At 39.7% G+C, this 15622-nt stretch carries 10 protein-coding genes and 2 pseudogenes; 7 read left to right on the top strand and 5 right to left on the bottom strand.

Going from position 1 to position 15622, the window contains the following annotated elements; translation table 11 throughout:
* Positions 1-250, top strand: a pseudogene (locus QZ942_RS03100) (IS4 family transposase); the annotation flags it as partial.
* Positions 251-308: 58 nt separating this feature from the next.
* On the opposite strand, the gene QZ942_RS03095 reads toward QZ942_RS03100, so the two are convergent.
* Positions 309-1889, bottom strand: coding sequence for an alkaline phosphatase D family protein (locus tag QZ942_RS03095; RefSeq protein ID WP_292993184.1), 1581 nt, complete (start codon positions 1887-1889; stop codon positions 309-311).
* Between the two features lie 475 nt (positions 1890-2364).
* Between QZ942_RS03095 and QZ942_RS03090 the strand changes: the two are divergent.
* Both QZ942_RS03090 and QZ942_RS03085 read left to right on the top strand, forming a co-directional pair.
* Positions 2365-2616, top strand: a pseudogene (locus tag QZ942_RS03090) (tyrosine-type recombinase/integrase); the annotation flags it as partial.
* 234 nt (positions 2617-2850) lie between these two features.
* Positions 2851-4083: an integrase family protein gene (locus QZ942_RS03085; RefSeq protein WP_292993183.1), complete on the top strand. Its 1233-nt coding sequence runs from the start codon at positions 2851-2853 to the stop codon at positions 4081-4083.
* A 29-nt stretch (positions 4084-4112) separates the two neighbouring features.
* On the opposite strand, the gene QZ942_RS03080 is transcribed toward QZ942_RS03085, so the two are convergent.
* Genes QZ942_RS03080 through QZ942_RS03070 form a run of 3 tightly spaced genes read right to left on the bottom strand, consistent with a single transcriptional unit; the run spans position 4113 to position 7007 of the window.
* Positions 4113-4616 carry a hypothetical protein gene (locus QZ942_RS03080; RefSeq protein WP_292993181.1) on the bottom strand — a complete coding sequence of 168 codons (504 nt, stop codon included), beginning with the start codon at positions 4614-4616 and terminating at the stop codon, positions 4113-4115.
* A 43-nt stretch (positions 4617-4659) separates the two neighbouring features.
* A complete protein-coding gene (locus tag QZ942_RS03075) occupies positions 4660-5067 on the bottom strand; it encodes a response regulator (protein WP_292993179.1) in 408 nt (135 codons plus the stop codon).
* Positions 5068-5090: 23 nt separating this feature from the next.
* Positions 5091-7007 carry an ATP-binding protein gene (locus tag QZ942_RS03070; protein ID WP_292993178.1) on the bottom strand — a complete coding sequence of 639 codons (1917 nt, stop codon included), beginning with the start codon at positions 7005-7007 and terminating at the stop codon, positions 5091-5093.
* A gap of 714 nt (positions 7008-7721) precedes the next feature.
* Here QZ942_RS03070 and QZ942_RS03065 point away from each other — a divergent pair.
* The 3 genes from QZ942_RS03065 (at position 7722) to QZ942_RS03055 (ending at position 10380) form a co-directional block, all read left to right on the top strand.
* Positions 7722-8372 carry a hypothetical protein gene (locus QZ942_RS03065; RefSeq protein WP_292993176.1) on the top strand — a complete coding sequence of 217 codons (651 nt, stop codon included), beginning with the start codon at positions 7722-7724 and terminating at the stop codon, positions 8370-8372.
* Positions 8373-8485: 113 nt separating this feature from the next.
* Positions 8486-8680, top strand: coding sequence for a helix-turn-helix domain-containing protein (locus QZ942_RS03060; protein WP_013966349.1), 195 nt, complete (start codon positions 8486-8488; stop codon positions 8678-8680).
* Between the two features lie 8 nt (positions 8681-8688).
* Complete coding sequence (locus tag QZ942_RS03055) at positions 8689-10380, top strand: replication endonuclease (RefSeq protein WP_292993174.1); 1692 nt, start codon at positions 8689-8691, stop codon at positions 10378-10380.
* A gap of 40 nt (positions 10381-10420) precedes the next feature.
* Here the strand turns inward: QZ942_RS03055 and QZ942_RS03050 are convergent, their stop codons facing one another.
* Positions 10421-10645 carry a DUF2188 domain-containing protein gene (locus QZ942_RS03050; RefSeq protein ID WP_292993172.1) on the bottom strand — a complete coding sequence of 75 codons (225 nt, stop codon included), beginning with the start codon at positions 10643-10645 and terminating at the stop codon, positions 10421-10423.
* 238 nt (positions 10646-10883) lie between these two features.
* Here QZ942_RS03050 and QZ942_RS03045 point away from each other — a divergent pair, with 238 nt between their 5' ends.
* Entirely contained in the window at positions 10884-15098 is a 4215-nt protein-coding gene (locus QZ942_RS03045; RefSeq protein WP_292993170.1) for a hypothetical protein, read from the top strand.
* Positions 15099-15622 lie beyond the last annotated feature (524 nt).

Raw genomic sequence — 15622 nt, 5'->3', positions numbered from 1 at the left:
GCGTATCAAACGTTTCATCGGCAACAGCGAGAATGCGGTGAAAACGCAGATCTGGTGCGCCGTCGCCACTTACGTGCTGATCGCCATTGTTAAAAAGGAGCTTCAAATTGATGCCTCGCTCTACACTGTGCTACAGATTTTATCGGTCTCTGTTTTTGAGAAAAACCAGTTGCGACAAGCCTTACAAGGCGCCGTCTACATTCCAGAACAGCGCGGCTCCGCTAACCAACTGAATTTGTTAAACTTTTAACCGGACACTACTGACTTTAAGATTATATGACATCATTTTGTTTTTTAATGACTGATTACTAGGCCAATGTTACTCTTGCTTTGCTGCCAAGAGTCTTGCCGTCTCTATCGTAGTTCTGCACGACAATCTCCTTGCCGGCGATATCGATGCGTGTGAAATTATCATCCTGCTCAAAACCGTAGGCCTTGTAACTCATGATGACATCGTCGTTGACGTCGAAGTCGTCGCCCTCCTGCTTGGAATCGTGCACGAAGGACAGGGGATCACCATCTGCGAAGGCCCATGGCCAATAGAACGCGGAGGACGTGATACAGAACGCGCGAAGCGGAAGTTGGCCGGTGGTTTTGTGGGTGAAGGTAATCTTGGCGAGATTGGAGCAATGCACGTCGCCACTCAGAAAGACGACATTCTGGATGTTTCCACTAACAATAGTTTGAAGCAATTGGCGACGCGTCTCAGGAAATGCTGCCCACGAATCGTCTTCGCATTTCTTGCGACGGCTGCGCTCGTCGGTACCGGCTGTTTCGACTCCGTTTGGAACGAAGATGCTTGGAGACACAATGAATTTCGGGCTGTCACCGGTCTTCTTCTGCTGTGACAGGAGCCAAGCGCATAGAATGTCGATCTGGCCTTGATAATTTGGCGCGCTCGGCTTGGCAGGGTAACCTAGTAGGTGGTTGTCTTCGAGAACATAATCTTTGTCATCACGGATACGTTGGGTGCGGCTATCCATAACAAAAAACGGGTAGCCATTGCACTCGAATGAGTAAAACAGCTTATCGCCATCGGCGTCTTGAACTTCGCCCCGAGGGCCGTAATTTCTTGGGCAATGCAGCCATTGGTAGCTCATGTAGGCAGAAATCGCGGTCTGGAACAGGAGTCGTTTATCCGCGTCTCTGTCCATTCGGCCCTTGACCCAGTTATCTTCGATTTCGTGATCGTCGAGAATCATATAGGTGGGCACTGAGCGAAGCAGGGCGCGCATATTCGGCGAGTTTAATGCCGTGACGTAGCGTTCGTGAAATTCTGACGGAGTGTCGGCTCGCTCAAGTGGAATCTGACGATGTATTTTATCCGCATAAATCTGGTCGCCGACCATCAGGAGGAATTGCAGTGTACTCTCGGATTGAAACTTCTCGTGAATAGAGCCGAAGATGCGATCCGCCTTTTTTGTAGCCCAGAGGAGCCCAGGGTAGCGACAGGAACCAAAAATGAAGGATAGACCCTTGTCGCCGGTACCCTGGTAAGTAGTAAACGTGGCTACGCTTTCCTCAGGAATCAATTGTTCCAGGTCGTCACATAAGGCTTCTGCTTTGGGGAGTTTCTTCAGCAATTCTTCATCCTCGACGTTTGCCATATCATCGGTGCTGTCGAGTGTGAGTGAGCCGACTCTGACGCTGTAGGTCGTATTGGGCTTGAGTTTGGTGAAATCCACGACGCCTGTGCGATCATATTCTCGGTGAAGGCGCAGATAACAAGCCGACTTGGTGACGTAGATGCCCTTGGCATCATACAGGGCAGCAACGCCGACAGTACGTCCAGGCGCCTCATCAGACCCACGCATCCAGATACGCGTGGAAGTGCTTGTCGTGTGACCTACGATGGGGCCTACGCTGGGGCTTCGTAGCATATTACTCATGATCAAATCTCCTGTGGTTTATCCGGGGGAAGGTTAGTTGAAGTTGCCTGCGGACAGGCGGGTGCACCTCACGCATTGCGCTATTCCCGACAATGCAGTTAATGTGCCTGGAAGCGTATAGAAAAAATAAACGCACTTTTTAATAGGAGATGAAAGTACTGAAAATCAAATGAAATGTCAAACATACTGACAAATGATCAGAAATTCACAAAATCTGTTCCCGGTCGGCAGCAAGAAGCATCGAGTCTAGATTTTCTTTGCTATTCACACGAAAGGCGCCTAACTGATATGCACAAAGGCTTGGGAAGATAGTGCCGCGTCATTCGCATTTGACGCATTACTTTTGTTCTTGTGTTGCCAGAAATAATCTCAAAAATGACGCTCTTTTTCCAGCACGCGTTCCGTGCCATGAAAAATACTCATCTTCAGTGCCGGTGCAAAGCGAGCGATCTCTTTTGTCCAGTTGGTCAAAGTGAATACAAAAGCTTGGTATAAGGCGTTAAAACGTGCTGGCATTGAAGATTTCCGCTGGCATGATTTGCGCCATACCTGGGCAAGCTGGCTAACTCAGAATGGTGTGCCGTTGAGTGTCATTCAAGAGATGGGTGCATGGGAATCTGCTGAGATGGTGAGGCGTTATGCTCACCTGGCACCTGAGCAATTTGCCCAGCATGCCAGAGTCGTAGATGACGTGTTCAATGGCACAAATTTGGCACAATCGAAGTAAAGGCGGTTCGGTTATGTTTCTAACTCATTGTTTATTGGTGCTGTTGCGCAGAATAGAACTGCGGACCTACTGATTACGAATTCTAAAGATATGTATTTTACACTGTTTTAACTTCTTTGAAATAGTGCTAGAAATCTTATATCTACTTGCTTTCATCTTCTTTCTTGTTTTAAACTCCACCCAGTAGTTTGACATCTATCGTCTACACTGTGTCTACATGAATGGAGAGAAACAATGACTGAAGCAACCCCAGCACTTCCATTAAAAATCACTAAATCCTATGTAGACAGACTGGATGCACCAGCATCTGGTCAAGCGTTTGCCCGTGATGCTGAATTGAAGGGTTTTGCGGTGCGCATTACAGCATCTGGCGCAAAATCATTCATCCTTGAGAAACGGATTTATGGCAAAGTCAAACGATTAACCCTTGGTCGTTATCCTGAGTTAACGGTTGAACAAGCTAGAAAAGAAGCGCACAAATTACTGGGTCATATTGCAGTAGGACGGAATCCATCCGCTGAAAAGAAATATAAGGCATTGCAAGGAACAACCCTGGAGCAAGCCTTTAGTGACTTCATCACGGTTAGAAAGAATCTCAAAGCTCGCACACTTTATGATTATCAGCGTGTAATGAAAGTCGTCTTTGCTGATTGGCAGAACAAAGCGATGCTGGATATTAGTAAAGACATGATCGCCAAACGTCACAGCAAAATCGGTGTAGAGCGTGGCGAAGCCTATGCCAATCTATCCATGCGTTTCTTACGCGCTTTATTCAATTTTGCCATTGCGCAATATGAAGATGGCAGCGGTCATGCAATCTTACGAGAAAATCCCGTGATGCGCCTCACCCAAACCCGCGCATGGTATCGGGTAGATCGTCGCCAAACGGTTATTAAACCTCATCAGCTTGCTCCCTGGTATCAGGCAGTCATGTCACTAAAACAAGATAAGATTACTAATCAATCTGCACTGGTAGCTGATTATCTTTTATTCCTTTTGTTTACTGGATTACGCCGTCAAGAAGCCGCAACCCTGAAATGGTCTGATATTGATTTGGATGATCGATCTTTCACATTGAGGGATACCAAGAACCGAGAACCTTTGACACTGCCGCTAACTGATTTTATTTCCGGTCTATTGGAAAGCAGAAAGGCTGCAATAGATTCTGACTATGTTTTTGCTGGGGATGGTAAAGCGGGTTACTTGATTGAACCCCGTCGGCAGGTGCAAAAAGTCACTGAGTTATCCGGTGTATCGTTTACGTTACATGATCTGCGCCGGACTTTTATCACAGTTGCCGAGAGTATTGATATTTCAGCTTACGCGCTCAAACGTCTGGTGAACCATAAGATGACCAATGATGTGACGGCTGGTTATATTGTTAGTGATGTGGAACGCTTGAGAAAACCGATGGAACAAATATCTGCTCGATTATTGCACTACTTTAGTATTGATAGTAAGTCATAAATTTGAGTTCTATCTTTTACAAAAATATTTCATCTCATTTTGTTCTTTAGATCATCCAATTTTGATTCAAGCGCCTTGGCATAAGTATAAGCAAGTTCCTTGATTTCAGTACTTTCATTTTCTCTTTTGGACAACTCTAGTAATTCATGAACATCATTGCGATTACCAAATTCATATAGCTCTACAATTAGACTTTTTCTTCTATTCACATCCAATGATTTAAAAAATAATAATTTCTTCCTTGATTGCAAGATATGATCAATAGTTCTTTTATGTCTGTTCTTTTCCTCGCCTTCCAGTTCATTCCTATTATTTAGAATATAAATTTCGTCAGCGAAAATTATGTCTACAGTATTGATTGTATCGCGCAGTAAGCAATCGATATCCTTTTCGACTTTAGCTAAGACTTGTAATTTGTTCTCGATCTCACGAACATGGGCCGCTGCCTTATTTGCTAACACGATAAAATACATAGAGAAAAAGAATGCAATCGAAGATATTACAATACCCGCTAATGATAGTATGTCACTCATTTGTACAATCGGTCGCTTATTAGATAAAGGGTTTAAATAATTCTCAAATTTTTGGTATATTCATTTCAGTTAGTATCTGAACTAATTGAGTAGGAAGTGTTGTTTGTTTTACTAGGTATTTAATTTTTTTTTCACGACTCCATTGAGCGATATCAGGTTTCTGTAATATGGTTAAAAGCAATATGGGGATATTAGGATATTTATCTTTACAGAATTCAGCCAGTCTTAGACCTGTCGCGGTTCCCATCTCAGTATCTACTTTGTCTAGTCTTGTTCCTATAGGAAGCATTGCGTCCATGAGAATGCATCTGATTCTATCGCTATTGTTTTCAATCTCAACAAACGCCACATCAGCATTATTGGCTCGGATAACGGAATATCCAGCGTCTTCAAGTTCCTCGAGATAAGCTCTTAAATAATTATCTAAATCATCATCAATCCACAGTATCAAAATAATTCCCTTTCTTTTAAAAATTAATATCGTATCGATTGCCAGTAACGTTCATTCTTATACCCATCAGTTTGTAATTTTCTGGATAGAGTCAATTGGAAAATAGTGGGATTTTGGCAGCCTACTAAAGAAATAGTTGAATGAAAATCTTCGACTATTCGCTTGACTACAAAGAGTCCAATACCAAGCCCCCTCACATCATGCTGAACAACTCTTCGATCACGATATCCAAAATAAAATATTTTTTCTTTATCATCATTTGAAACACCAATACCCCAATCACTAATTTTCACGATGATATCGTCTCCATTATTAGCATGCTTTGATTCTATGATTACCTTGAAATATTTTGTAGTTATATCTCGATACTTAATTGCATTTGTTAATAAGTTCATGAAGACCTGTATAAAAGCAGTTTCGTCAACATACAAGTTGATTGCTCTATCTACATTATTCTCTATACTACTGATTTGTAAGTGCTCAGCCCGAACAAATCCCATTGCCATTTTGTATGATCTTTCAATAATCTCTCTGAGATTAACTAACGTAATGTTATAAAGGGCATTCCTTGATTTTCCAGCAGTGCCTTTCCATGCATATTCCACATTTCTGGTAATAGCACCCAGTACATCAGTATTGTTCATGGTCGTTTCTAAGTAATCAGTCAACTTCTCCCTATCCATATTTCTACCACAATCTTTCCCTATAATTCGACTTATGTCAGCTCGAATAGCATTCACGGGCCCCATGGCTTCATGGACCATGTGCATGGCAAAAGTTGATCTAACTATTTCGCTTTGCTCGTATTCTAGATATAAAGCTAATAATGATCCTAATCTATTGATGAGCTGAAAATCATCTTGATTGAAAGCTTCTATAATAGCTCCCTGATTGCCCGCATGCTTATTAATCTTATTGATAACTCGAATAATTCCAATCACATCATTAGGCCGCGCAGGATTTGCTATAGGAATCCCCATAAATGATTTGTGGGGATTTTCCGTAACCTCTTCCCATTTACACCCTTGGTAGTTTGCTGAAGTAAGATCATGGATTTTTCCTAAATCATCGATAATGAGCGCAGTTTTGTTTTCAAAAATTTTTCCTGTCTTTCCTTCCCCAGGAAAATAATATACTCCGTCAGCATTCGTACTTGTACTTTTTATTAATTTTAGACAGTGGAAAATTGGATCCCATATAAAAATAGAGCATGCCTCAAAATTTATATATTTTTTCAGAAATATAATTATTGAATACAGTGTACTAGCAAGATCCTTATTTTTCTTTGTATATCCTTCAAAGTGCTCCATAACATAGTTAATGAGTTTAGATAGCGCATTTTCATTTTTTTGTGCGAGCCCAAAAGAAAAAAGCTCTGCTAGTAGCTGTGCTTGTGTTATGGAGAGTCTAGTTGTGCAATTCCTATTAGTATACAGATTCAACAAATAGGTATTACGTCTACCCATGAGATACTTTCTTGGACTGTAAATCGGTATACAGATCATTCGTTGTAACTCATATTCCTTTATCCTCTCTGGAGCAAGATGCGATTCTCCTTTTTCACTTGCTAGTTTTATTTCCTCAAATATTTCCATTCGCTCATTTAACAGCGTGCCTAACAAGCCATTGTCTGGAAGTTGCACAAATTCTTTTTCGTTAATTACATCAGGAACATATCCATAACATCCGACTAATGTTATTAATCTCTCATCTCCATATTTGACGATTCGTGACTCATCTTTCATGCCAACAAATGTGTTGACTTTCCATAAATTTGCGTTAATTACGTTTAAACCACTTTGCTTTAAACCATCTACTGTTGCTTTTAATAATGCTGGGATAAATTCTGACTCTTCAGATATTTGCGTTGCCTTGAGTAGATTAATTAGCAAATCTGCATCTTTGGTACTGTCTTGAAATGATTGTGTTTCTTTATTCATGTTGTTCGGTATCTTGTGTAAGAGTTTTTAATTTTATTGGTACAGTACAGATATCTAGTAAGTTTGCCAACCTGCTAGGTATATTAATTTGAACACTCCAGCATTAATAACAAAGTTACTACTAACCAGAATCTATAGGATTTTGATTTTGATTTTGATTATTATTATGGCTTAACATCTCGTAGATGTATTGAGGCCAATAAATTTGCTCCGCGCGCCCTGCACCCTATCCCCGTGGCAAGACCACGGCGAATCGCAAGTTGAAAAAGTCGGTAAAAATTGATTACTGCTGAAACTCGAGCTCATAAAGTAGTCTATAAGCATTTTTTTAATTCTGGGAAGGGCCTCTATCCCAATAAACCTGAATTTTTCGTGTTTACAGACTTTTCACCGGCCTGCTATTGATCCGGCCATTAAGGAAGCTCTGATTAAGTCCTTCGACAAGCTCAGGGAGAACGGTAACTTGTTGATTTAGTTAATTGTTATCTTTTGGAGTCATGAGTATAATTAACTTGCTCAGAGTTTCCTTAAAAAGATTTATTGGAATCTCCGTATTCCGGTCTTATTTGCTATGAAAAATCGAACAGTTTAATGGCCAACTCTATAATACAGTAACAGTATCATTTATCTGATTGACCACAAACAATTCCCTTAAGTGTTTGGGCTATTAGCCGTCAATTGAAACTATTGACTTACTACTATGAATAGCTTGCCATGCATATTGATAACAGCCCTGACTTTAAAACTGTCTGGCGATTGGCGCATGACTGGATAGGCGCCGACCCGGACAAAACAGATCCCAGCGCGATTTCACCTGAGCTAAGAACCGCTATTCATCGCTTGATGCATGCGATGTATAGCCGGGAAATATCGGCCAGATGGAAGGGATGGCGAATCTTTATCGATGATTCCTTTATCTCATCAGTTTTTGATTTTTTCCATGATTTAAGATTCATTCAATGCCTTAGAAGCAATAAATTTAACAAAGCTTACCTGGATAGTCTTTATGTAAAACGAAATGAAGTTATCAATTGGTGCATCAATGTAGCGAGACTTGAACCTCCCCCTTGCTGGGCGACAACAAAACTACAATCCACTGAAGCTGTGGACACCGATGATGAAAACAAAAATTGGTATGACGGACTCACTGAAAGACGCAAGAGGAAAATTGGTTGCCTTGAGTTAGCCAGAAAGTTGTGGGAAGAAAACCCAAAACAGTCTTATGATCAAATTCGTAATCATCCCATAATGAAGCAGTATGGAAACCCCTCTGTTTTTACTCAAGATACATTCCAAAACTGGGCAAAAAATTATGCGTCTGAGTTTGCAAAGAAAGGGGGAAGGCGTAAAAAATCAGTAGGATAGAAGAAATAAAACCCTTTCAAAAAAAATAAATACCTATCTATTTTTTTAGCGTCTTTTTTTATCCCGTCATTTGTCGCACATTGTCTTCAGTTTAACTACTACTGGAGACAATCATGCAAAACCCATTACTCACTACTAAACAAGCAGCACAAATCTTAGGCGTAAGCATCGCCTTTCTGGAACGAGACCGCTGGGCAGGTGCGCGGGTGCCTTTCGTCAAAATAGGCGCTCGAGCAGTTCGCTATCGCCATAGCGATCTGCTTGCTTATATTGAATCGTGTCTGTGTCAATCCACCAGTCAGTACTGAGGTGTGTCATGCACACGTCAGTACGAGGTAGCCAAGAACTACTCACTCCCGGCGAACAGATTGCCGAAAGTATTTTAAGTTTACTGGATGAACCGGATTGTAGCGATAAACGATGGCGCGCCCCTATATTCCGGCAACTCCCCGAACGCTTTGCAGAAAATGCCGCCCATGACTACAAAGAAACCTACATCTTTGAAGGCAGGCGCAACGCCAATCAAGGTTTGCTGAGAATTTATGGAAAGCCCAACAAACACAGCATTCCACTCAATGCTTCCGATGATGATCTGCAGGCACTATCCAAACGCATAGTCATTGAAATTAAGGATTTTAGTAATTTCCTGCTCAATCGAACCGATAAAATAGCCAGTCTGTTGCACTATGCGCAAAAATATGACGTCTATCTACCCTCTTTAGATAACCCAAGTATCACAGAGAAGGGCATTTATACCCGCCTGACCGATGAAAACTGGTGGCTGCGCAGACTACGTACAACCCATGCCAGGAATCTGGAACAGGGAGCGATTCGATCCGGTTTTGTGCATCAACGTAAAGGTAAGTACGTCAGTGATGAAACCCTGCAACGGCGTAGAGAACAGAAAAAACGTAATCAACGTATCCTTGAGAGTCTACTGGCCATTAATGAAATGGATGAAGGCCTCACGCTCAGCGAATTAGCAGAGCATAGCTTGGCCAATCCACGAGTACGTCGCAGTGAATTGATGGTGCGCATCTTCGGCTTTGAATTCATTGCCAATGAATTGGGACATGCCGGTGAATTCTATACCATCACCTGCCCATCCCGAATGCATGCGCGTTTATCGGGTAGTTGCAAAGCTAATCCAAAATATGATGGCACCACACCCAAACAAGCCCAAAAATATCTTAATAAAGTCTGGTCAAGAATCCGCGCCAAACTGGATCGTGATGATCTGAACATCTATGGTTTCCGTATTTCTGAACCGCAACATGACGGTACACCGCACTGGCATATGCTGGTATTTATGCCACCGGAACACAGCGAGAAAGTGCGCAAGATTTTTCAACACTATGCCCTAGAAACCGATGGCGATGAACCTGGTGCACTAAAACATCGCTTCACCGCTATAACCATTGATAAAAGCAAAGGTTCTGCGGTTGGCTACATAGCCAAATACATCTCCAAGAATATCGATGGTTACGGACTTGAACATGATATCGACGGCAATCCGATACAGGAAGCCGCTGAACGGGTGGAAGCCTGGGCGTCAACCTGGGGTATTCGACAGTTTCAGCAAATCGGCGGTGCACCTGTCAGCGTTTGGCGTGAATTGCGCAGAGTCAATAATGCACCTGAAGGCATTCTACAACAAGCCCAACAAGCAACCGATCAAAACAAATGGTGGCAGTTCATTCAATTGATGGGCGGCGTGACATCCAAACGAAAAGACAATCCCATCAAACTAATGAAAATAGAATCCAAAGAACTGGGAAAGTATGGTGACCCGATAGGACAAAAAATCTGCGGTGTTCAAACAGATTCCATCCAATTACCCACCCGCTTGCATCAATGGCGTATTGAACGATGTGCAGTAAACACAGAACAACCTGAACGGCGAAACGCAAAGCGCCCGAGTGGGAGCGGCAGCGACCGCGAGGACGCATTTGCGGCGCAGCCGCCTTGGAGTTCTGTCAATAACTGTACGCAAGACATCAATAAATAGGCAGTTACTTTATGTAAGTCCGCCTATTCTTTATTTAGTGCTACCCTTTTGGAGGGTAAGGATCTTTGCCATAAGTATTGCGTTCACGTATCTGCCCGTTAGTGCCGTGAATCAATACTTCTGAATTTTGGTTTCGCGCGATGTCACGAGCTGCATCGAATGCTTCTTTTTGGGTATTATGCTTAGAGGTGTCACGAGAATTTCCTTCTCCACGTACTGCCCAGCCATCGGAACGTTTTACTACATGTTGGTTCTTTTTAGTCATTTCAATTTCCTTATTCAGGTTCAATATTGTTATCATATAACACATGATATAGTAATATGATACTGTATTAATACTACATATTGAGTATTTTTATATATTTGAAGTGTGTTAGGCTTTCTAACAATATATGTTAGTAGTGTTCTGCGCAGTTTAGTAAAGTTTGTTCCGCATAAAGCTGTCGCTAAATACTTAAATTGTTTCAACATCATGTGAATACTCACAGTTCAAGGGACGTTATATGCCGTTGAGATGGGAAGATATAAAAGCATTTGGTAATTCTCAAAACAATGCTTTTGAAGAATTGGTTTGCCAATTGGCAAGAGCTGAGGATATAAATGGGAAAAAAGAATTTTATCGTGTAGCTGCACCAGACGGCGGTGTTGAAGCGTATTGCGTTATGGAAAATGGCGATGAGTACGGTTGGCAAGCAAAATACTTTCTTTCAATGGGAAATTCTCAGTGGAGTCAATTAAAAGAATCTTTTGAAACTGCCTTAAAAACCCACTCGAATCTAAAAAAATATTTTGTTTGTATTCCATTAGATAGACAAGATCCTAGGCAGCCTAATAAGAAATGGTTTATGGATAAATGGAATGAGAAAGTAGTTGAATGGACTAATTATGCTAGTGCACATGGCAAATCAATCGAGTTTGAATACTGGGGTAGTTCTGAACTTATTCACAGACTATCTCTAGAAAAGCAGGCTGGCAGGAAGTTATTTTGGTTTTCACTTGAGGAATTTTCAGAAAAATGGTTCGTATCACATATTGACAGCAGTATCAATAACTTAGGTAATCGTTATACACCAGAGTTAAATGTTGAACTTGAGATAGCTAAGAATTTTGATGCAATTAGTAAAAATGATGCCTTTCGCGAAAATGTAAAAGAACATTTTCATAAATTTTTATTAAGTATCAAAAAAGCCTCCACTCATTTGCAGAATAATTTAATTACAAATGAAACGAATTTAAAACAGCTAGATACTGCCATCAATAATATTAAATTTGTTTTTTCATTATCGCAAAGAAAAGAATTAATTCAGATTGATATTGATTCTTTGAAAAAGGATATTGAAATAATTGAAAAGATATTTTCTGAAAGTTATAACCATGTTCACGCTCATCTGAGGGATAAGGAAGGAAAAGAATCTGTTAGTAACATAAAACATACAATATACGAATCACTTAAGGCAATAAATGAATTCGCTAATTTCATCCAAAGCACAATATTAAAGTTAGCAAATTATCCCGTACTTATGCTTACCGGACAGGCTGGTATTGGAAAATCGCACTTACTAGCAGATGTAGCATTGAATAGGATAAATGAGAACAAATCTTGCATATTATTGTTGGGGCAACACTTCACGTCCGATGAATCACCATGGACTCAGATTCTCCACAATTTACTTAGACTTGATTGTAGCGAAAGAGAATTTCTGGGTGCTCTAAATGCCAAAGCTGAGGCGCAGGGAGAAAGATTGTTATTTTTCATTGATGCAATCAATGAAGGGCGAGGCAAATATTTCTGGCGTGATCATGTTAATGGCTTTATTAGTAATTTTTCAAAATACCCATGGATTGGCTTAGTACTTAGTGTTAGATCCTCATATGAGTCATTATTAATACCAGACAATTTAATCTCTAGGTATGGAATATCTAGGATTGAACATTTTGGTTTTGATGGTCTGGAGTATCGGGCAGCGAGTTTTTTCTTTTCTCAATATTGCATTGAGCATCCAAGCATACCACTGCTACATCCTGAATTTAGAAATCCTTTATTTCTTAAGCTATTTTGTGAAGGATTAAGAAGATCAAGTTTAACCAGGGTACCTAAAGGATATGGAGGCATAAGCAGTATCATTGATTTCTTTATTAAAAGTATTGATGATAAGTTATCAGCACCGTCATTTTTTGATTACCCATCTGGCCGGGGAGTTATAAAAAAAGTCATTGAAGAGCTTATTAAACACAAGTTAGAAAATGCACTCAGCTTTATTACCTATGAAGAAGCTTTTTCTATCGCAGACCAAGCATTATCTAAATTTAGTAATAAAAAACAATTTCTGGAAGCTCTGATATCCGAGGGTATTCTTTCCAAGAATATGTTTTGGATAAAAGATGATAAAAATGAAGAAGGTGTTTATTTCGCTTATGAGCGATTTGAAGATCACCTAACGACATTATATTTGTTGGATAAAAATCTTGAAGCTAATAAACTAAAAAGTCTTTTTCGTAAAAATGGAAAGTTGTATCGCTATATCAAAGACTCCTATCTTTCACAAGGTATCCTGGAATCATTATCCATTCAAATACCTGAAAGAACTGGAAAGGAGTTATATGAATTACTCGAAGAAAAACAGAAATGCTCTATAAATATAATTGAGTCATTTATCTATAGTTTGATTTGGAGAAAACCGGAAACAATAAAAGAAAATACCAAGGAATATATAAATACATATGTTTTGAGAAATAAACGCACATTTGAGTCGTTCTTCCAGATGATTTATACCGTAGCTACTGACCCAGATCATTTTTACAACGCTGATCGACTTCATCATTATTTGATGCAATTTTCAATGGCTGACAGAGATGCATTCTGGACGACCTACCTCCATGATCAGTATTACCACGAAAGCGCAATTTTCAGACTCATTGACTGGGCCCGATTAGAAGAAGATAAATCATATTTGTCTAACATATCACGGCTGTTAGCAGCCAAGGCGTTAGCATGGCTTTTCACAAGTTCCAACTTAATACTGAGAGACTCAGCAACCGAAGCGCTAACCGCTTTATTAGAAAATAATATCTCAACAATTACAGAATTATTAGTGGCATTTAAAAGCGTTAATGATCCATATGTGCTTGAGCGCATTCTTGCAGCAGCTTATGGCGCTGTTTTGCGATCCACCAAACTAGAAGAACTTAAGGATTTTTCGGAATATATCGTGGAAACAATATTTACAGCCAAGGAAGTTTATCCAAATGTTTTGGTTAGAGATTACGCAAGAAATATAGTTGAATATGCACAATATAACAAATGCATATCCTTAGAAGACATGGTAATTGTCCGTCCGCCATACAGAAGCTTTTTTCCTTCCGCTTTTCCGAGTAATGAAGAAATTGATGGTTATAAATATAATTACAACTCAACTGATTTTCAAGATCATTACTGGGGACAAAACGCAATATTAAACTCAATGGTTACGGAGTATGGACGGGGTATTTGCGGGTATGGTGATTTTGGACGATACACCTTCGAGTCTGCTGTAGACAGTTGGGAAGACTTCGATCCAAATGATCTAAGTAACTATGCTTGTAAATTAATATTTGAAAATTATGGATATAATGTTGAGAAGCATGGGAAGTTTGACAGATGTGCGTGGAAGGGTGATAGAAATGAAAACAAAAAAGAAAGGATTGGCAAGAAATATCAGTGGATTGCATTATATGAAATTCTAGCACGCATTTCTGACAATCATAAAATGATTGATGAATCAACGAGATGGGGGGAAGATAAGCAATATGTGTGGTATCAGGGACCCTGGAATCCTTTTGTTAGAAATATTGATCCGACATTTATAAGCGGTAGAAAAATTAAAAAATTGCAATTTTTAGAAGATCCTCCTGCTTATAAAGATTGGAATTATACACATGAGAAATGGTTAATCAGTAATCTAGAATTACCCAGACCGGAAAATCTTATAACTATTAAAGATTCCGATAATACTGAATGGTTGATATTAGACAAGCATCTTCAATGGGAAGAACCTGTTCCTATCGGGCAAGATAAATATGAACATCCTTATAAACATCTGTGGTATCAGATTAGAAGTTATTTCGTGAAGGAAGAAGAAGCAGAGAGCTTAATCAAGTGGACAAAAGACCAACATGTTAGGAGCGATTCTTTTCCTGATCGCCGTAACCGATATGAAATTTTTACTCGCGAATATTATTGGTCACCAGCATACAAAGCTTTTGAGAGTTCGTACTATGGCGGAGAGGAATGGCAGGAAGTTTATAATCGAAAAGAACGAAGTAAAGTGATAGCGCGTGTGATGCCGACATCAGAAAGCTATTTCTGGGAAACTGGTTCAAATAGTTTAAGACCTCCATCGCACCTAGTGCCCTGCAAGCCAATGTTTTTTGGCATGAAGCTTAAGTATTCAAGAAATGTTGGGGAATGGCTGGATGAATATGATCAGATCGTGTGTTTCGATTCATCGATCGGCGGTGAAGGAGACTCTTCAGATTTGATAGTTAATAAAAAATATCTAGAAGATTTTCTGAAACGAAACAAGTTAAAGATAATCTGGACTTGCTCAGGAGACAAAAATATCTACGGAACTTCTTTTGCTGGAAAAGGGTATCCAAAATGGTTGGAGCTTTGGGGTATCTATACTTTGAATGGTGGGCGTGTTGTAGGTGAAATAAGACCTATTATTCGAAATGCTTAACATTTTTTTCTGATGTTATCAAAAATTATCTTAACAAAATTTGAAGCAGCTTTTTACTCATTTCTCGTATACATAGTGTCTACATTAATATTTATCACTTGCATATTTATTTATAACTTATTGTTTTTATGGTGCCGAAACCAAGAATAGAACTCGGGACCTTCTGATTACAAATTTGACTTGCTTCGGAGTCGGATTTTCTAAAACAAATTTCCATTTGCCTTTTATATCTGCTTTACTGTCTACATAGTGTCTACATAAATCAGATACTCTTATTTAATTTGTTGCAACCTATTGAATTATTGGTGCTGTTGCGCAGAATCGAACTGCGGACCTACTGATTACGAATCAAATGTAATCAATATTCTGCAATACATCACAACAAACTAAAACTATTCAGAAGTGTCCGGAGATTTAATTGAATAGATTCAGTTGGTTATTATTGTTCGACATGGTTATTTGCACATCGGTATTTTTAACCAATTGATCGATAGGTATTTTTTCGAAAAGAGTTAGGCTTAAAA

The organism is Nitrosomonas sp., assembly GCF_021731985.1.
In the GTDB taxonomy this organism is placed as follows: Bacteria; Pseudomonadota; Gammaproteobacteria; order Burkholderiales; family Nitrosomonadaceae; genus Nitrosomonas.
Note: the sequence above shows the minus strand (reverse complement) of the source record. Positions and strands in the feature narration are given on the sequence as shown.

What these genes read in the sequence shown, in the direction of transcription:
- QZ942_RS03085 (WP_292993183.1), top strand. Translation starts at nt 2,851, where the DNA reads ATGACTGAAGCAACCCCAGCACTTCCATTAAAAATCACTAAATCCTAT.
- QZ942_RS03055 (WP_292993174.1), top strand. Translation starts at nt 8,689, where the DNA reads ATGCACACGTCAGTACGAGGTAGCCAAGAACTACTCACTCCCGGCGAA.
- QZ942_RS03095 (WP_292993184.1), bottom strand. Translation starts at nt 1,889, where the DNA reads ATGAGTAATATGCTACGAAGCCCCAGCGTAGGCCCCATCGTAGGTCAC.
- QZ942_RS03045 (WP_292993170.1), top strand. Translation starts at nt 10,884, where the DNA reads ATGCCGTTGAGATGGGAAGATATAAAAGCATTTGGTAATTCTCAAAAC.
- QZ942_RS03070 (WP_292993178.1), bottom strand. Translation starts at nt 7,007, where the DNA reads ATGAATAAAGAAACACAATCATTTCAAGACAGTACCAAAGATGCAGAT.
- QZ942_RS03050 (WP_292993172.1), bottom strand. Translation starts at nt 10,645, where the DNA reads ATGACTAAAAAGAACCAACATGTAGTAAAACGTTCCGATGGCTGGGCA.
- QZ942_RS03060 (WP_013966349.1), top strand. Translation starts at nt 8,486, where the DNA reads ATGCAAAACCCATTACTCACTACTAAACAAGCAGCACAAATCTTAGGC.
- QZ942_RS03080 (WP_292993181.1), bottom strand. Translation starts at nt 4,616, where the DNA reads ATGAGTGACATACTATCATTAGCGGGTATTGTAATATCTTCGATTGCA.
- QZ942_RS03065 (WP_292993176.1), top strand. Translation starts at nt 7,722, where the DNA reads ATGCATATTGATAACAGCCCTGACTTTAAAACTGTCTGGCGATTGGCG.